Below are 16,730 nucleotides of genomic sequence, written 5' to 3'. Positions count from 1 at the left end.
AGGACTTCGGAGGTTGTCGGGGCCGTCCGATGAGTTCACCGCACCTACTGGCGATGCGCGACGAACGCCGGGCCGTACTCGAGTTCTGCCGCGAGCTGGACGCGACGGACTGGGCCGCGCCCAGCACCGCGCCCGGCTGGTCGGTCGCGGATGTGCTGCTGCATATGACCAGTTCGGTCCGCGCGCTGATCACCCCGGCCGCGACGGCCGTGCTGACCACGCGCGATGTGGAGCGGCTCAATGATCAACTGGTCGACGAGGGCCGTTCGCACACCACGAAATATCTACTGCGCGATTTCACCGCATGGAGCGGGCGCGGCTGTCGGGCCCTGGCGGTGCTGACCGCCCCGGGACCCGATCAGATCCGGCTGCCCATCGGCGAATTGGGCTGGTATCCCCTGCGACTCGTGCCCGCGATGTTCGTCTTCGACTGGCACACCCACCTGCGCCACGACATCGCACCGGCCCTGGACCGGCAGCCGCCGCCGACCGATCCGCGCCGCATGAGCGCGACCCTGGCCTGGCTGACCGGCCTGCTGGCCCGCTCCCATCGCGAGGCGCTGGGCTGGCTGGACGCCCCGGTCGCGCTCACCCTCACCGGTCCCGGCGGCGGAACCTGGCGCATCGAACCGCGTGCGGACCGCCTGCGGGTACGACCCGGTCAGGCCGCCGGGGCGGCCGCCCATATCGCCGGGCTGAGCCTGGAATTCCCGCAGTGGAGTACTCGGCGGGTGCCGTGGCGGGCGTGCGCGGTGGCGATCACCGGCGACGCGGAACTCGGTGCGCGCGTATTGGATTCGATCAATCTGGTCTGACCCGGAATCGAATCAGACGGTCGCGACGAGGAATTCCTCGCCCCGCGACGGCAGTACGCCGTCGGTGCGACCGGTGAAGTAGCGCTCGGCGAGATCGGCCGCCGAGACGTGCCGCGTACCGGTGAAGCCCGACTCGCGGGCCAGGGCCAGCATCTGCTCGGGGGTGAAGAAGCTGCGGAACGGCGTACCCGACGCCCGCGCGCCGCGCACGGCCATATCCAGCTGCGGACGCTGTTCGGGCTCGAGCAGTTCGCGCGGCAGCAGGAAGGTCATGGCCAGCGTCGAACCCGCCGCGAGTTCGGCGATCTGGCGCAGCGTGGCCGTGATCGCCTGCCGCGTGAGATACATGCTCACTCCCGCCGATGCCACGACCGCGGGCCGGGACAGGTCGAATCCGTTGTCCACCAACTGGTCCCACCAGGACCGCGCGGCCTCGAAATCGACCGGAACCAACCGCAGCCACGACGGGACGCCGTAGCCCAGATCGAGCAGCCGCCGCCGTTTCCACGCCTGCGTCTGCGGCTGGTCCACCTCGAATACCGTGATGCGGCCGGCGATTTCGGAATGCCGCTGGGCGAAGGTATCCAGTCCTGCGCCCAGGATCACGTACTGATCCACCCCGGCGGCGACCTGTTCGGCCACCAGATCGTCGAGGTAGCGGGCGCGGGCCACGATGCTGGCCCGGGTGCGCCGGGTGGCCTCGGGATCCATATCGGGACGGTCGAGCCAGCCGGGCTCGGGATCGACCAGCGCGAGCCCGATCTCATCGTCGAGCACATGCGGCGGCCGATCCTCCCGTACGTGCAGGGCCCGCCACAGCGCGGTCCGGACCGCGGTGTGGTCCGGAACGACGCTCATTGCCGCTTCCCGGGCGCGGACAGATTCCAGATATTTCCGTCGGGGTCGCGCACGACCATTTCCTGTGTGCCGTAATGGGTTTCGGTGAACGGCTGGACCACCTCCACATCCTCACCCGCCCGGAACTCCCGCGCGTCGGCCACCTTCAGCACGACCTGCACCCGGGTCGGCTCTGTCGGCGGCACCTCGGCGATGAACAGGTACGGCCCGTCCCCGTTGCGGAACAGGCCCGAGGAATGGTCGGTGGTGAACTCCGGTTCGAAGCCCAAAGCCTGGAAGAACCGGGCCGACCTACCCCAATTGTGCGTCTCGACGAAGACGGCCTCGAAGCCCTCGGTACTCATCGGTCTCTCCTCCAACTGTGCGATGTCATTCGTGGGTATCCAGATAGGCCCGCAGCGCCTCGGCGACCAGCGCCGACAGCGAGGTGCCGTGTTCGATCGCGTGAATCTTGACCTGCTTGATCAGACCGATCGGCAGATAGACGTTGAACTGCTTGACTTCCTCGTCGCCCACATCCCGAGGCTAGCATGCTAGCAAGCTAGCCGCCAGATCCCGTCGCCGAAGATCGAGATCGATCCATCGACGACCCGCCCGCGGGACTACGATGCGCAGTAGGGGCGGGGTCGCCGATCGCGGCGACTGGTTCGGCACGCGCAAGAAGGGTTTTTCGAGGTGGACAGGCCGGCATGGGCGCCCGAGGGCGTCGACATGACACAGGCGAGCCCGGCACGGATGTACGACGCTTTGCTGGGCGGCTCGCATAATTTCGAGATCGACCGGCTGGCCGCCGAGAGCGGTAAGAAACTGGTTCCGGATCTGCCCCGCCTCGCGCTGAGCAATCGCGCGTTCCTGCGCCGGGCCGTGCGCCATCTGGCCGCCGCCGGTATCCGGCAGTTCCTCGATATCGGCTCGGGCATTCCGACCGCGGGCAATGTGCACGAGGTCGCGCAGGCCATCGATCCCGAAATCCGGGTGCTCTACGTCGATATCGATCCGGTGGCGGTGACCCATTCGCGAACGATCCTGTACGACAACGACCGTGCCGAGGCGATCCAGGCCGACTTACGCAAACCCGAGGAGTTATTGGCCCGCGCCGAGGAGACCGGGCTGATCGACTTCTCCCAGCCGGTCGGACTGCTGCTGGTCGCGGTGCTGCATCTGCTGCAGGACGAGGAGCAGCCGCAGAAGATGGTCGCGGCCCTGCACGAGGCCGTGCCCGTGGGTTCCTACGTGGCGATTTCGCATCTGACCTCCGCGCAGCGCCCCGAGGACGCGGCGAAACTGGGCCACAATTCGGCCAATGTCACCCGCGTCGGCATCCGCTTCCGCGACCGCGACGCGATCACCTCGATGTTCACCGACTGGGAACTGGTGGAGCCCGGCGTGGTCGAACTACCCTTGTGGCACCCCGAATCCGAGCGCGACCTGCACGAAGCACCGGGCCGCTCACTCGGATTGGCGGGTGTCGGACGCAAAGCCTGAGCGGGGCGGCGGGGTAGCAGCGGTGGGTTCGTACGAACTGGCGGTGCGCTGGGCAGACGTACTCGACGGAGTCGTTGCCCCCACTCTCACGCGGACCCAGATCGAGGCCCTGCTCGCCGGGCTCGGCGAGGAACTGCTCGAATGCCTGCGCGGAACGGTCGGAATCGACGCGGCGCGCCTGGCCGCCTCGACCCTGGTCGCGGTCAACTATCGCGACGAGGCGGCGGTGAGCCGATCGGTGGCGTTCATCTGCCGCGATATGGTCGCGCAGCTCTGCCCGACCGGAACCGAACCGGATTACGAACGGGTGCGCGACCGCGCGATCACGGTCGCGGCCGAATTCGCCGCCGGATTCACCGCATCCCTGCGCATCGCGGCACTGTCCGAACAGGAGGCGACCGTGGCCGCGGCGCTCGCGGCGGTGGAGCGGGCGCAGGCGCAGCGACAACTGTCGGAGGCCCGATTCGGCGCGATCTTCGCCGGCGCCTCGGTGGGCATCGGCACCATCGACGTGACCACCGGAACCGTCGTGGATGTGAATGTCGCGCTGGCCGATATGCTCGGCGTCCCCGTCACCCAGATTCCCGGGCGCACCGTCGCGGATGTGCTCGGTGTGGAGAACATCGGCCACGCCTACGCGCAGTTCGAGCAGTTGCTGCTGGGCAATATCGACCGCTTCCGCATCGAAACCAATCACGCGCGCCCCGACGGCACCCGAACCATCATCGACCTGTCCATGTCGGCGGTGCACGACACCGAGGGCCGGGTCCGCTTCCTGGTCGGGGTGGCCGTCGACATCACCGAGCGCAAGGCGCTGTCGGATCGGCTGTGGCACGACGCGCATCACGACAATCTCACCGGACTGGCCAATCGGGTGCTGTTCTTCGATCGGCTGTCGCGGGCCACGCCGCCGATCGGGCTGTGCTATCTGGATCTCGACGGCTTCAAGGAGGTCAACGATCAGCACGGCCACACCGTCGGCGATCAGGTGCTCGCGATCGTCGCGGGACGGTTGCGCGCGGCCGCCGCGCCCGAGGGTCTGGTGGCGCGCCTGGGCGGCGACGAATTCATCGTGCTGATCGAGAACTGTACGGGCGAGGGCCAGCTGATGGAGTTGTCGGCGCGGCTGCTCGCTGGGCTCACCGACCCGATTCTCATTGCGGGACAGCATATCTCGGTGGGGGCCTCGATCGGTACCACGCTGGTCGACCGGCGGCCCGACGCGGTCGACGTGCTCATGCAGACCCTGGATTCGGCCATGTACCGCAATAAGTCCGCGCGGCATCGACCGCACCGGCAATCGCGCCTGTCGGCCCCGCAGCCCGGCGCGGCGGGAGCCTAGAAGTCCATTCCGCCCAGACCGCGCGGCGATGATTCGGGCTCACCCGGCGCGTCGTGCGACTGCGGTTCGGCGGTGACCGAACCGTGCTCGTCGCCGATCTCGGACTCGCGACTCGCACCGAACGGGGAACGACCCAGTCCCAGTGTCGCCATGAGCCGCTGCAGGCTTTCCCGGATCGACATGATCGACCTCCTCACAGGGCGAACGTCTCGTGATTGCGACATACCCGGACTCGGCCGGACTACGCGGGCACTGTGCACGGGGGCGCGGCGGACAGGTTGGGGAGTTGGGGATGGACGGGTGCGCACGAACGCGCTGTGCTGGACGGTATGTCGATGCTTATCACCGAGCAGTCCGGGGCCGTACTCACCGCCGCGATGAACAATCCGCCGTTCAACTTTCTGGATACGCCGCTGATGCTGGAACTCGAGCGGCTGATCGAGCGGGTCGACCGGGATCCGGGCGTGCGGGCGGTGATCATCACCAGCGCCGTGCCGGAGGTGTTCATCAGTCATTACGACGTCGGCGAGATTCTTCAGGGGGCCGAACGCATGCCGATTCCCGTGCCCGTGCCCTTGGCCGCGGTGGCGCTGCGCGGTCTGGCGCCGCTGCGGCGAGTGCCGGGGGTGCGCAAACTGCTCGATCACGGGCCGAGCGCGGGTGTGGCGGGGCTGCTGCGGTATCACGCGGTGATCGCCCGGATGCGGCGCAGTTCAACGGTTTTCGTGGCGGCGATCAACGGCCGGGCGCTGGGCGGTGGGCTGGAGCTCGCGCTGGGCTGCGATATTCGCGTGATGGCCGACGGTCCCTACGAGATCGGTCAGCCGGAGATCCTCATCGGTCTGCTGCCCGGCGGCGGCGGTATCCAGGCACTCAGCCGCAGCGTCGGCATCTCGGCAACCGTGGAAATGGTGCTGGAGGGGCGGCCGCTGACCCCGCGACAGGCCCTGGACGTGGGTATCCTGCATCACCTGGCCGAACCGGATCGGACGATCGCGGTCGCCACCGAAATCGCCGAGCGACTGACCCGGCGCTCCCCCGCCGCGGTGCGGGCGATCAAACACGCCGCCTACGGCGGCGCGGCCCTGAACCGAGGGCTGGCGATGGAGCGAAACTTCTTCCTGGCCTTGGCGACTCGCCGCGATACCCGCCAGGCCATGCGCGACTACCGCGACACCGTCGGCGCTTACGAGCGCTCCGGCGCGGGGCTGCCCGGCTTCGTCACCGAACAGCTGCCGCGCCTGTTGCGCGGGCGGGAGTGGTAGCGAAATACGCTGTCGCTAGCGAGGTTTGGAGATCGCGTCGCGCGCCCGGTCGAGCATTGCGGCGAACGGGCCCGCGAGCATATTCGCCGCCGCCGACTCCACGCCCGGGTGCGGACGGGTGGGCGCGGTCTTCTCGGCGAACTCCACGATGCCCCGCATCCGCTCCAGATCGGCCTGCTCGAGCCGGGTGCGCAGCTGTTCGAACTCCTCGTTCTCCTCGTGACCGGCGTGATTGATCACCGCGTCGCGCAGTTTCGCCAGCTTCACGGTGAATTCCGGCGAGGAGACATCGATCGATTCGAGTTCGGACAGTGCGTGTTTGGCCTTGTTCTCCTCCGCGAGCCGGGCGTCGACGATCTTGTCGCCATCATCGATGGCGCGGCGGGCACGCGGATGGACGATCTCCTCCTCGGCGGTCTCGTGCACCGCCAGCAGTCGGCGCAGTTCGAAGAATTTCAGTTCGCGCTCCTGCGGAGTGGGCGCGTCGGCGGTCTCGGCGAACAGCTGACGAATCCGATTGTGCTGCTCCAGCAGGAACTCGACGACATCGGCTGTGCTGTCGATGCGTTGTGCGGCCATGGTGATACCTCCCGATGGGCATGGACGGCCGGGCTGGTGGCCGTCCTTCGACGCCCTACCCGGGGTCCGGGCGCGCAAACGGTTTGCCGAGCGCCTGCGGCTCGATCAGCCGCCGAAGGAATTCGAGGCTGCGGCCGATGATGTGAAAGGGGTTGTGGCACTGGACGACAGCCGGCTCCGAGCTCCGTTCACCGGATATTTGCCGGAGCGGCGTTGCCGACCGCCGCGAATCGTGCGAGAGTGCCCGCACCGAGTGCGCAGCGGACGAGAGTTGGCGATTGTTGGCCATGGCACGGATCTTCCAAACCCGATCCGAACTCGCGATCGCGGCGACGCCGGAGGCGATCTTCGACGCCGTCACCGATCCCGATCGCTGGCCGCACACCCACCCGGTCTGTCTGGCGGTCGAGCGCGCCGCTGCGGGACCGGCGGGCGCCAAGACCACCTTCACCGAGGTGGTCGCGTTCGACACCGAGACCATCGCCGTGCACTGGCGCGTGGACAGCTGTCGGCGGCCGAGTCGCTGGGTGATCAACTCGCGCACCACCGTCGGCCCGCGACTGGGCGCGTTCACCGCGACCATGACGGTCATCTATTCGGTGGCCGATCTCGACGCCGGACATCGACTGCTGCGCCGATCCATGGTCACCGCCGTGGACACCGATACCGGGATTCCGCGGCCGCTACTGGACCTGTTCGGCGGGAACGCCTGGCACGACGCCCATCTGGCGGCGGTGAAGCGCGCGGTCGAAGCGCACTGACCTATTGGGCCGGCGCGGCAGCCGCGTTGGCGGCGGTGACGTATTCGATCACCTGATGCAGATCCGGATACACCCGGTGGGCCATCTGTCGGGTCTCCGCGGTGGGCGCCACGAGATCCGGAATGAGCATGCAGCGCAGGCCCGCGGCGTGCGCGGCGCGCAGCCCGTTGGGCGAATCCTCCACGGCGATCGTATGTTCCGGATCCGCGCCCAGCGCGGCGACCGCGGTGAGGTAGGGCTCCGGATGCGGCTTGCCGCGGGTCACGTCCGAGCGGGTCACGACCGCGTCGAAACGATCGCCGATACCGGCGACCTCCAGGTGGTGAACCGTGCGCTCGCGGCCCGAGGAGGTCGCGATGGCCCGCGGAATGCCCTGGCGGTCCAGTTCGTCGAGCAGTTCGAATACGCCGGTCTTGGTCTCCAGGCGGCCCGCGTCGACCAGTCCGGTCAGCGTGGTGTCGTGTCGGGCGAAGTACTCGTCGAGCGGGAATTCCGCCCCGAACGCCTGCATCGCCAGCTCCCGGCAGCGGTCGGCGGGCATGCCGATCAGGCTGCGGCACCACTCGAGCGGCATATCGTAGCCGAGCTCGGCGCCGGCCAGGGCCAGCGATTCGATGGCCAGTCGCTCGGAATCCAGCAGCAGACCGTCCATATCGAAGACCACGGCCCGCACGGGTTTGTCGGCACTCATCGTCACTCCTTGTCGAATTCGGGCAGCAGGCGTCGGCGCACGACGGTCGCGACCTCGTCGCGGGTCAGCTCCGCGAGGGCGTCGCCGACCTCGCGCTCCACGCGCGCCGATTCCGGCAGCGTGCCGAAAATATCGGTGCGCCGCAGGAATTCGCTCGCCCGCCGGTGCGGATCGGCGATGCCGCGGGCCAACTCGGTCAGCGAGTCGGCGCGGTCGTCGATCAGCTCCATGACGGCATCATCGGCGCCGCAGGCGTCGAACCAGCGTATCCAGCCCGCGATCAGCAGTGCGGCGGCCGGGGTCGGACGGCCCGCGGCGATATTGTCCGACATGGCGTCGATCACGCGCGGAATCATCTTGTCCGAACCATTGCGGCCCACGCGCGACATATCGTGGCGGATGGCCGGATTGCGGAACCGGCGCATGAGATCGTCGACGGTGCGCCGCAATTCGGGCTCGGCCAACGAGACCGTCGGACCCTGCTCGGCCAGCATGAACTGCCGCGCCAGCGCGCGCAGCGCCGGATCGGAGCTGGCCTCGGCGATGGTGCCGTGTCCGGCGAGGCCGCCGAGATAGGCCAGCAGCATGTGAGTTCCGTTGAGCAGGCGCAATTTCGCCAGCTCGTAGTCGGTCACATCGGAGACGAACTGCGCGCCGCCCAGCTCCCAGGCCGGACGCTCACCCTCGAAATCCTCGATGGTCCAGGTGAGGAACGGCTCGGCCGAGACCGGGGCGCGATCCTCGAGGCCGCCCAGCCAGTTGCGCGTCACGGCGGCGTCGGTCGAGGTGGCGGGCTGCACGATGCGGTCGACCACGCTGCACGGGAACTGCACATTGCGTTCGATCCAGTCCGCCAGCCGATCGTCGCGCAGTGCGGCGAAATCGATGACGGCCCGGCGCAATTGGCGGCCGTTGGCGGTCATGTTGTCACAGCTGATCACCGTCGGCGGGGTGCCGCCGCCGCGACGCACCGCGGCCAGACCCTCGACGAGCATGCCGATCGAGGTGTGCGGATTGCTGCGGCACTGCAGATCGTGGCGCACCGAATCACAGCCCGCGTCCAGGCGGCCGGTGGCCGGGGACAGGCAGTAACCGCTGGCGGTCACCGTCAGGGTGACGATCTTGACGCGCGGATCCGCGATGCGGCGCGCGACGCCGAGATGATCCGAGGGCGCGTGTACGGCCTCGCGGATCGTGCCGACCACCTCCGCGCGCACCTCGCTGCCGTCGTGCAGCAGGGTGGTGTAGAGGTTGTCCTGGGCGCGCAGGGCGTTCACGACGTCCGGGCGCGACATGGCCACCGCGGCGATACCCCAGCGACGATCGCCGGTCTGCTCGATGGCGTGCTGGGTTACCAGTGCCTGGTGGGCGCGGTGGAAGGCGCCGCAGCCCAGGTGCACGATGCCCGTGGTCAGGCTGCGCGGGGCGAACCGCGGCCGGGTGACGGCCGGTGGGAGCGTGGCCAGCTTCTCCGCCGAGAGGCGGGGCACCAAATCAGGATCAGATTTATCGGTCAACGCCGGTTCGGCGAGAACGGTGTTCCGTGCCATAAGCATGCACGAGCCTCCGTGTAGGTTTCGTAGCTGCTTTCAAAGCTGCGGTCAGCACTGACTCAGCAACATTTCAAAGCTAGACCGGACCGACGGAGATTTCGAGCGACGAGGGCCTCGAAGGGGTCGCCTTAACGCATTCGTAGCATTTTCCAACAGGGCGCAAACATGGCGTAAAAGCCCATCTCAGAGGGTGCGAATCCACCCCTTGGCAAGCGGACATTCGGGACAGCGAACCCGGCCTGGTGACCTTGCTCACCAGAGTCCGATTCGGGCCCGATTTACCTGGCATACGGTTTGGTTCGTACCCAAGTTGCTGGTCAAACGATCGCTACTGCGGGTCCAACCACCGTCGCAAGTCGGCGTACCGGCCAGTACAGCCTGCGGTGCGCAGGCTCTCGCTGCCATCGTCGGATGGCCGCCGGACGAGCGGGAACGCTCTCCCGCGACCCCCACCGGCGAGCCGGGACGGCCGTCGCGCGCATATGCGGCGACGACCGCCCGCACCGCTCGGTAACAATCGCTCGGCCAAATCGTCAGCATATGAACGGCAAATGATTCGCCTGAATTAATTGCGGGCGATCGGATTCCATTGATTCGTTCACCGCTGCGAATATCCAATATCCCGTGGCGAATTCACCGAATGGAATCCGAGCGCTCAGCCGACGGTATCGACCGGCTGCGGTTCGGCGACCACGCGTGGGCGCGCCTTGGCCGTGCCGAGGATCGAGCCGAGGATCACCAGCGGAAAGCCGATCGCCATTCCGGCGGTCAGCGGCTCGCCCAGCAGCGATACCCCGATGACCAGGGCGACCGCGGGATTGATGTAGGTGATCACTGTGGCCCGCGCCGGACCGACCTCACCGATCAGGGCGAAGAACACCAGAAACGCGACGGCCGTGCAGAGCACGGCCAAGCCGAGCACCGACCAGCCCGCGGGCGCGGTGATCCGCTCGGGCCAACGCCAGGCCACGAACGGCGCGTAGAGCGCCGCCGCCAGCACCAGCGACCCGGTGACCACGCCCATCGGCGGCAGATCGGCCAGTTTGCGATTGATGATGATCGGGCCCACCGCGTAGCCGACCGCGGTGATGCCGACCGCGGCCAGCGCGCCGAAATCCGACAGGTCGATATCCAGGCCGACCAGGGCCAGTACGCCGCCCAGGCCGACCAGCAGGCCGACCACGCGGCGACTGTCGAAGGCCTCGTGCCCCAGCGCGGTCACCACGACCACCGCCACCAGCGGCACCGCCGCGACGAGCAGGCCGACGGTCGAGCTGTTGAGCTTGGTCTCGGCATGTCCGAGCAGCAGCCACGGTCCGGTGATCTCCACCAGCGTGTAGGCCACCAGCCACGGCCAGCGCCGCAGCGCGGGCCCGAGGGATTTGCCGTACAGCGCGATGGGCAACAGCAGCAGCGCGCCGATCGCCGTGCGACCACCGGCGACGACCACCGGATCGAAGTCGCGAACCGCGATGCGAATCATCGCGTAGGGCACGCCCCAGATAACCCCGAGGGCCAGAAACAGGGCCCAGCCTCGCCTCGTCACCGCCGAATCCCCCGCCCCCGCATGTCCCCGCCCATTGATACTACGAATCGATCCACGCCGATCACGATGACAGACGGGTACGACAACCGAGTGCCCACAAAACAGGGGGTACGGAAATGATTCCGAACGGAAATATATCCTTGTCGAGAAAACGTTTTCTCATGTCAGCAACACATCAGCAAGCTTCACCGCACAGCTGACCATCGGGCGAATCGGACGTGAGATGGCCCACCGCGCAGCCATCCCGCAACGGTCGAGAAAGTTAGCGCTGGTATCGACCCACTACTCTGGGGGTATGAGCTCGGAGATGATCGAAACCAGCAAGCGGACGGTCGGGCTGATCTGGGCACAGACCCGAGACCGCGTGATCGGCGCCGGAGGAGGCATCCCGTGGGATCTGCCGGAGTATCGGCAGCACCTGCTCGAGACCATCTCCGACTACACCCTGATCGTGGGCCGCAAGACCTGGGAGGCGCTGCCGCAGCTGTTCGGCCCGCTGCCCGCCAACCGCAAGATCGTCATCACCCGTCAGCCGGACTGGTATGCCGAGGGCGCCGAGCGGGCCTCCTCGGTCGCCGAGGCGCTCGCGCTGACCGATCCACAGGAGGTCTGGATCCTCGGTGGCGGCGAGATCTTCGGCGAGGCACTGCAATTCGCGACCGTGATCGCGGTAACCGAACTGACCACCGCCTATCAGGGCGATATCCACGCCCCGGCCGTCCCGGCCGAGAGCTTCATGATGACCTACACCATCGGCTCCCGTCGCTCCGCCAACGGCCGCGACGAATACGTCTTCCGCAGTTACGCGCGTAAGTAGCCTCGGCTCAATCGAATTCGATCCACAGCACCGCTCCCCCGCCCGGCTCCGACGCGGCGGTGAGGCGCGCGCCATGCTGGGCGGCGACCTGCGCGACAATGGCCAATCCCAGGCCGTGGCCGGGTTTGCCGCGGGCCGTGCGGGAGCGATAGAAGCGGTCGAAGATATGCGGTAGATCGTCGGCGGGGATGCCGGGCCCGCGATCGCGGACGGTCAGGCGACGGGCGCGCAGTTCGATGTGGACCGTTTCGCCGGCTGGGCTGAATTTGGCGGCGTTGTCGAGCAGGTTGGTGATCGCGCGGGACAGACGGGCCGGTGCGCCGGAGATCGTTGTCGGTTCCAGATCGGTCTCGAAAGTCACCGCGGACCAATGGGTTCGGGCCACCTCGACGCGCTGGGCCACGAGCGTGTCCAGCCGCAGATCCTCGAAGGGCTCGATCAGCGCCCGGGGATCGTCGGCCCGGGCCAGATCGATGAGATCGGCGACGAGTCCGGACAGTTCACCCGCCGGGCCGTGCAGCGCCGCGGCGGTGGCGGCCAGTTGATCGGGGGTGAGGCGGTCGGCGCGGCGCAGCAGATCGATATTGGCGCGCAGGGCGGTCAGCGGCGTGCGCAGTTCGTGTGAGGCGTCGGCGACCAGACGCCGCTGGGCCGCGCGGGATTCGCGTTCGGCGGCGAGCGCCTGCTCCAGCGCGTCCAGCATGGTGTTGAAACTGGTTGCCAGCGTGGCCAATTCGTCGGATCCGGTGACCGGGATATGGCGGCTCGGATCGCGGGTGGCGGCGACGCGTTCGGCCGCCCTGGTCAGCGTGGTCACCGGCGCGAGGGCGCGTCGCGCCGCGAACCATCCCGCGGCGATCGCCAGCGCAGTACCCACCACCGCGGCGGCCAGCAGGGCCAGGCCGACCCGCCGCGTCCCGGTGTCGACCTGATCCGAACGCTGAGCCACCTGTACCGCCAGGCCGGGGCGCAGCTGCGCGGTATACATCCGCACACGCTGTCCGTCGTAGGCGATATCGCTGACGTAGGCGGCCGCGGAACCCGTTGCCACCGAACGTGTTACGTCGTCGACCGGCAGCGCGCTGTCGGGATCGTGGCCGGATTCGATCCGGCCGTCTGCGGCCACCACCTGCACGCAGCTCGGCGCGGCCAGATACCGGCACGGGCCCGAGATCGTGGCGACATCGGGTTCGGCGGCGAATTGCCGGGTGATGCGGGTGGCCTCGCGACGCAGCCCGGTGTCCAGGGCGCTGCCGAGTTCGTGGCGGACCACCGCATAGGCGGCCACACCCATCCCGGCCAGCGCGAGCACCATCGCGGCCGCGAAGTACACCGCGATCCGGGTGCGCAGGGATCGAGTCCTCACGACGATCCGAGCCGATAGCCGATACCGCGCACGGTGTGGATGAGCGCCTCCGCCTCGTGGTCGAGTTTGCGGCGCAGATAGCGGATGTAGACCTCGAGCGAATTCGACGACGAGCTCAGCTCGCGACCCCACACCCGTTCGATGAGCAGTTCGCGCGGCAGCGCCTGGTCGCGATTGCGCAACAGCACCTCGAGCAATGCGAATTCGGTTCGGGTGAGCTCGATTTCGCGCTCTCCGCGCCACACCCGATGCGCGCCGGTATCCATGGTCAGATCCGCGCACGACAGGACCGCGCTGTCCTCGGGATAGGTGCGGCGCGCCAGGGCCCGCACCCGCGCGAGCAACTCGTCCAGATCGAACGGCTTCACCAGATAGTCATCGGCGCCCGCGTCCAGGCCGTCCACCCGATCGGCCACGGCATCGCGCGCGGTCAGCATGAGTATCGGGGTGCGATCACCCCGGGCGCGCAGCTGCCGACAGGCGCTCAGGCCGTCCAGGAACGGCATGAGCACGTCGAGGATCACCACCTCCGGCTGCCAGCGCGCGATCTCCGCCAGCGCCGCGGCGCCGTCACCGGCCGCGCGGGTCCGATACCCCTCGCTGTCCATGGCCCGCACCACCGCGTCGCGGACCGCAGCCTCGTCGTCGACCACCAATACGCGCATGTTCGCCGATCATACGTTTTCATCGGATTCTCATCCCGGACCGCAAACCTGGGGCATATGAGTGGACGACGACGGGGAATGCTGTGGGCGGTGGCCGCATTGCTGCTGGTGGTGGCGGTGGCCGCGGGTGTGGCGATCATTCGGCTGCGATCCGCGACGACCGCGGGCGCACCGCCGCAGGCGGAGGGCAACCGCGTGGTGATTGCGATCGGCGGCGGCAGCGCGGTCGTGGATACCGCGACGCTCGGTGTGACGGCCGCGGGTATCGAACTGTCCGCGGCCGCCGACGGCCTCGGTCCGGTCGACGGGCCTCGGGTGAGCGGAGACGTCGCGCGGTGGAGTTATCCACAGCGGGCGCTCACGGTGACCGCGCGAGCCGAACAGGGACGGCTGCGGATGGATGTGCGTTCCGAGCGAGCGCAGCGGTTGCGCTGGCCGGTGACCGGCGGCGATCCGGGAACAGTGTCGCTGCAGGTGCCGCGCGGTGAGGGACTGTCGCTGCCGGTGGGCGATCCGTTCTGGAACTCCCCCGCCGCCGGTCTGGTCGGGGATCCGGTGGCGATGACATCGAGACTGACGATGCCGCTGTGGGGTTATCGCATCGGTGGGCGCGGGGTGAGCTATCTGGTGCCCACCGATATCGGCTCGAGCCTGGCCGTGAGTTCGGATCGGGGGCGACTGCGGGCCGCCGGTGAGCACGAATTCGGTTCGGGCGCGGATGATTACACGGTCACCTTCGCACTGACCGACACCTCGCCGGTCGCGGCGGCGCGTGATTACCGGGACTGGCTCATTACCCACGACCGGTTCCGCGCGCTCGCCGAAAAGATCCGCGACAATCCGTCGATCTCGTTGTTGCGAGGCGCTTTTCACGCCTACCTGTTCGGCGACGGGCGCACGCCCGACGCGGTGCGCCGACTGCGCGAACTCGGGGTGAGCCGGATGTGGTTGGGCTACGACTCCGACGACCGGCCCATGTCGACGGCCGCCGTGTCGGCAGCGAAACAAGCCGGATACCTTGCGGGACCGTACGATTCGTATGCCAACGCCCAGGACCCGGCGACCGCGGACAACCCGTCCTCACGCTGGCCGGACGGGGTGTGGCCGGGCGGATGCGTGCGGCGCGCGGACGGATCGCCACAGCCCGGATTCCACGATCGCGGGTGCTATCTCAGCTCGCAGGTCTTGGCACAGCGGCCGCAGCTGTATCGCGACCGATACGCGGCGATGACGGCCAACGGGGCCGACACCTATTTTCTCGACGTCGACGCCGCGGGCGAATTCTTCGACGATCACAGCCCGGACCATCCGATGAATCAGGCACAGGACCGGCGCAATCGACTCGATCGCATGCGCTGGCTCGGCGAACACGGTACGGTACTCGGCTCGGAGTCCGCCGGGGCCTGGGCCGCCCCGGTGCTGGCGTTCGACCATGGCTCGCAGACCCCGGTCAGCGACGCGCTGTGGACGGTGCAGCGCGATAGGCAGGTATGGGGCGGCTGGGCTCCCCAGGGCGCGCCCAAGTCGTTCTTCCAACCGGCGACCCTGCCGGATGCCGTGGCCCGGGCCATGTTCGATCCGGCGTACCGAATTCCGCTGCTGGAGACGGCCCTCCACGATTCGAAGATCTCCGCCGATCGCTGGGAGCTGCCGTATTACAAACTGCCCGGCCAGCAGACGATGCGGGCGCTGACGGCGATGCTGAACCAGACGCCGATGAACTTCGTGCTCGATGACGACGCGATCGCCGAGCACGGGCCCGAGATCGCCCGGCTACAGCAATATTTCGCACCGCTGCACGAGACCGCCGCGACCCTGCCGATGACCGGATTCGACTGGCTCACCGATGATCATCTGGTGCAGCGCACCGTCTTCGGCGATCACGCGCTGACGGTGACGGCCAACTTCGGCTCGCGGGCCCATGGCGAACTCCCCGCGGGATGCGTGGACGCGCGGCTGTCCGGGGACAAGACGCCGCGGCGGCTGTGTCTCGGATGAGGGCGAATGCGGCGCTGGTCGGCGCGGGCGCGCTGTTGACGCTGTTGCTGGTCGGGCACAGGCTGATTCCCGATGTGGCCGGGCTGGGTGTGCTGCTCGACAGCGCCGCGCCCTGGCTGGGCCTCGGTGTGCCGGTGCTGGCGCTGACCGCGCTGGCCTGTCGTTCGCGCCTGGGCATCGCGGCGGCGGTGGTTCCGCTGCTGGCGTGGGGATACGCGTTCGGATGGTGGTGGGGCGGGCCCGATTCGACGGGGCCTGGGCAACTGGTCGTGGTGACCCAGAATATGAGCGCCGCGAACGACGCTCCCGGTCGGGCGATTCGCGAACTTCGTGCGACGGGCGCGGATTTGATAGCGCTCCAGGAGGTTTCGGGGCAGAACGCCCGCGCGGCCGAGAATGAACTGTCCGACGACTATCCGTATCACGCGGCGGTGGGCACGGTCGCACTGTGGAGCCGATATCCCGTCTCCGGCGTCGAACCCGCCGATGTGGGCGCGGGTTGGCGGCGGGGCTTGCGGGCGCGGGTGGACGCACCCGGCGGCACGCTGACCGCGTATGTGGTGCATCTACCGTCGATTCGACTGGGTGACAACGCATCCCGCGATCACGGACTCGCCACCCTGTCGCGGGAGTTGTCGGCCGAGAAGTCGGCCCGTGTCGTCGTGCTCGGTGATTTCAACACCACCGCCACCGACCGGCACTGGCACGCCTTCGCGCCCGGCTACCACGACAGCAGGCAGGCCGCGGGCGGTCCGCAATTCACCTGGCCCGCGGCACTTCCCGTGGTCGGCCCGGATCACATCCTCATCCGGGGCCTGCGCGCGGCCACCTCGTCGGTACTGCACACCCCCGGCAGCGATCACCGCGGGCTCGCGGCGGGCCTGGCGGTGCGCGACTAGCGATCGGGACTGCAGTCGGCCGGGCGATTCAACTCGGCGCAGGGTGTGTCGCCGCGACCGCGAATGATGCCGAGACGATGCTGCGCGTCG

18 protein-coding genes are annotated in these 16,730 nt (G+C 68.4%); 8 read left to right on the top strand and 10 right to left on the bottom strand.

The annotated features are described in order from the left end of the window. The first annotated feature begins 29 nt into the window (after positions 1–29). Complete coding sequence (locus NP4_RS01470) at positions 30–815, top strand: maleylpyruvate isomerase N-terminal domain-containing protein (RefSeq protein WP_067990667.1); 786 nt, start codon at positions 30–32, stop codon at positions 813–815. Positions 816–827: 12 nt separating this feature from the next. Here the strand turns inward: NP4_RS01470 and NP4_RS01465 are convergent, their stop codons facing one another. From NP4_RS01465 to NP4_RS01455, 3 genes are read right to left on the bottom strand one after another with little or no spacing between them, the layout of a single operon-like run. Beyond that, positions 828–1,673, bottom strand: coding sequence for a class I SAM-dependent methyltransferase (locus NP4_RS01465; protein ID WP_067990664.1), 846 nt, complete (start codon positions 1,671–1,673; stop codon positions 828–830). Further along, entirely contained in the window at positions 1,670–2,017 is a 348-nt protein-coding gene (locus tag NP4_RS01460; RefSeq protein WP_067990661.1) for a VOC family protein, read from the bottom strand. The genes NP4_RS01465 and NP4_RS01460 overlap by 4 nt, the downstream gene beginning before the upstream one ends. 25 nt (positions 2,018–2,042) lie before the next feature. Then, complete coding sequence (locus tag NP4_RS01455; RefSeq protein ID WP_067990657.1) at positions 2,043–2,189, bottom strand: ribbon-helix-helix domain-containing protein; 147 nt, start codon at positions 2,187–2,189, stop codon at positions 2,043–2,045. A 159-nt stretch (positions 2,190–2,348) separates the two neighbouring features. On the opposite strand from NP4_RS01455, the gene NP4_RS01450 reads away from it, so the two are divergent. Together NP4_RS01450 and NP4_RS01445 are read left to right on the top strand one after the other, a co-directional pair. After that, the gene (locus NP4_RS01450) at positions 2,349–3,158 is read left to right on the top strand and encodes an SAM-dependent methyltransferase (RefSeq protein WP_082875430.1); all 810 of its coding nucleotides are present in this window, start codon (positions 2,349–2,351) and stop codon (positions 3,156–3,158) included. A gap of 22 nt (positions 3,159–3,180) precedes the next feature. Continuing rightward, complete coding sequence (locus tag NP4_RS01445; protein ID WP_067990653.1) at positions 3,181–4,500, top strand: sensor domain-containing diguanylate cyclase; 1,320 nt, start codon at positions 3,181–3,183, stop codon at positions 4,498–4,500. Here the strand turns inward: NP4_RS01445 and NP4_RS01440 are convergent. Next, on the bottom strand, positions 4,497–4,682 hold the full coding sequence (locus tag NP4_RS01440) for a hypothetical protein (RefSeq protein WP_067990651.1): 186 nt from the start codon (positions 4,680–4,682) through the stop codon (positions 4,497–4,499). The two genes, NP4_RS01445 and NP4_RS01440, sit on opposite strands and share 4 nt — an antisense overlap. A 153-nt stretch (positions 4,683–4,835) precedes the next feature. Here NP4_RS01440 and NP4_RS01435 point away from each other — a divergent pair, with 153 nt between their 5' ends. After that, the gene (locus NP4_RS01435; RefSeq protein WP_169813635.1) at positions 4,836–5,765 is read left to right on the top strand and encodes an enoyl-CoA hydratase/isomerase family protein; all 930 of its coding nucleotides are present in this window, start codon (positions 4,836–4,838) and stop codon (positions 5,763–5,765) included. A 15-nt stretch (positions 5,766–5,780) separates the two neighbouring features. On the opposite strand, the gene NP4_RS01430 is transcribed toward NP4_RS01435, so the two are convergent. Further along, positions 5,781–6,344: a hemerythrin domain-containing protein gene (locus NP4_RS01430; RefSeq protein WP_067990648.1), complete on the bottom strand. Its 564-nt coding sequence runs from the start codon at positions 6,342–6,344 to the stop codon at positions 5,781–5,783. Positions 6,345–6,631: 287 nt separating this feature from the next. On the opposite strand from NP4_RS01430, the gene NP4_RS01420 reads away from it, so the two are divergent. Then, positions 6,632–7,105, top strand: a complete 474-nt coding sequence (locus NP4_RS01420) for an SRPBCC family protein (protein WP_067990643.1) — start codon at positions 6,632–6,634, stop codon at positions 7,103–7,105. Between the two features lies 1 nt (position 7,106). Here the strand turns inward: NP4_RS01420 and NP4_RS01415 are convergent, their stop codons facing one another. The 3 genes from NP4_RS01415 to NP4_RS01405 all read right to left on the bottom strand — a co-directional run bounded on the left by NP4_RS01415 (position 7,107) and on the right by NP4_RS01405 (position 10,895). Further along, positions 7,107–7,796: an HAD family hydrolase gene (locus NP4_RS01415; RefSeq protein ID WP_067990640.1), complete on the bottom strand. Its 690-nt coding sequence runs from the start codon at positions 7,794–7,796 to the stop codon at positions 7,107–7,109. Between the two features lie 2 nt (positions 7,797–7,798). Beyond that, positions 7,799–9,286, bottom strand: coding sequence for a mannitol dehydrogenase family protein (locus tag NP4_RS01410; RefSeq protein WP_067991883.1), 1,488 nt, complete (start codon positions 9,284–9,286; stop codon positions 7,799–7,801). Between the two features lie 718 nt (positions 9,287–10,004). Beyond that, entirely contained in the window at positions 10,005–10,895 is an 891-nt protein-coding gene (locus NP4_RS01405; protein WP_067990637.1) for a DMT family transporter, read from the bottom strand. Between the two features lie 295 nt (positions 10,896–11,190). On the opposite strand from NP4_RS01405, the gene NP4_RS01400 reads away from it, so the two are divergent. Further along, the gene (locus NP4_RS01400; protein WP_169813633.1) at positions 11,191–11,712 is read left to right on the top strand and encodes a dihydrofolate reductase; all 522 of its coding nucleotides are present in this window, start codon (positions 11,191–11,193) and stop codon (positions 11,710–11,712) included. 7 nt (positions 11,713–11,719) lie between these two features. On the opposite strand, the gene NP4_RS01395 is transcribed toward NP4_RS01400, so the two are convergent. After that, positions 11,720–13,078 carry a HAMP domain-containing sensor histidine kinase gene (locus NP4_RS01395; protein WP_245996891.1) on the bottom strand — a complete coding sequence of 453 codons (1,359 nt, stop codon included), beginning with the start codon at positions 13,076–13,078 and terminating at the stop codon, positions 11,720–11,722. Continuing rightward, entirely contained in the window at positions 13,075–13,743 is a 669-nt protein-coding gene (locus tag NP4_RS01390; protein ID WP_067990634.1) for a response regulator transcription factor, read from the bottom strand. The genes NP4_RS01395 and NP4_RS01390 overlap by 4 nt, the downstream gene beginning before the upstream one ends. Positions 13,744–13,800: 57 nt before the next feature. Here NP4_RS01390 and NP4_RS01385 point away from each other — a divergent pair, with 57 nt between their 5' ends. Next, positions 13,801–15,741: a glycoside hydrolase gene (locus NP4_RS01385; RefSeq protein ID WP_245996888.1), complete on the top strand. Its 1,941-nt coding sequence runs from the start codon at positions 13,801–13,803 to the stop codon at positions 15,739–15,741. Beyond that, positions 15,738–16,640, top strand: a complete 903-nt coding sequence (locus NP4_RS01380) for an endonuclease/exonuclease/phosphatase family protein (protein WP_067990629.1) — start codon at positions 15,738–15,740, stop codon at positions 16,638–16,640. The genes NP4_RS01385 and NP4_RS01380 overlap by 4 nt, the downstream gene beginning before the upstream one ends. The last annotated feature ends 90 nt before the right edge of the window (positions 16,641–16,730 follow it).

Source organism: Nocardia pseudobrasiliensis NBRC 108224, from assembly GCF_001613105.1.
GTDB lineage: Bacteria > Actinomycetota > Actinomycetes > Mycobacteriales > Mycobacteriaceae > Nocardia > Nocardia pseudobrasiliensis.
This window is presented reverse-complemented; position numbering and strand designations above follow the sequence as displayed.

Excerpts from the sequence above, each read along its gene's own strand:
- NP4_RS01460 (WP_067990661.1), bottom strand. The coding sequence starts at position 2,017 with ATGAGTACCGAGGGCTTCGAGGCCGTCTTCGTCGAGACGCACAATTGG.
- NP4_RS01435 (WP_169813635.1), top strand. The coding sequence starts at position 4,836 with ATGCTTATCACCGAGCAGTCCGGGGCCGTACTCACCGCCGCGATGAAC.
- NP4_RS01415 (WP_067990640.1), bottom strand. The coding sequence starts at position 7,796 with ATGAGTGCCGACAAACCCGTGCGGGCCGTGGTCTTCGATATGGACGGT.
- NP4_RS01385 (WP_245996888.1), top strand. The coding sequence starts at position 13,801 with ATGAGTGGACGACGACGGGGAATGCTGTGGGCGGTGGCCGCATTGCTG.
- NP4_RS01390 (WP_067990634.1), bottom strand. The coding sequence starts at position 13,743 with ATGCGCGTATTGGTGGTCGACGACGAGGCTGCGGTCCGCGACGCGGTG.
- NP4_RS01380 (WP_067990629.1), top strand. The coding sequence starts at position 15,738 with ATGAGGGCGAATGCGGCGCTGGTCGGCGCGGGCGCGCTGTTGACGCTG.
- NP4_RS01465 (WP_067990664.1), bottom strand. The coding sequence starts at position 1,673 with ATGAGCGTCGTTCCGGACCACACCGCGGTCCGGACCGCGCTGTGGCGG.
- NP4_RS01430 (WP_067990648.1), bottom strand. The coding sequence starts at position 6,344 with ATGGCCGCACAACGCATCGACAGCACAGCCGATGTCGTCGAGTTCCTG.
- NP4_RS01400 (WP_169813633.1), top strand. The coding sequence starts at position 11,191 with ATGAGCTCGGAGATGATCGAAACCAGCAAGCGGACGGTCGGGCTGATC.
- NP4_RS01420 (WP_067990643.1), top strand. The coding sequence starts at position 6,632 with ATGGCACGGATCTTCCAAACCCGATCCGAACTCGCGATCGCGGCGACG.
- NP4_RS01470 (WP_067990667.1), top strand. The coding sequence starts at position 30 with ATGAGTTCACCGCACCTACTGGCGATGCGCGACGAACGCCGGGCCGTA.
- NP4_RS01440 (WP_067990651.1), bottom strand. The coding sequence starts at position 4,682 with ATGTCGATCCGGGAAAGCCTGCAGCGGCTCATGGCGACACTGGGACTG.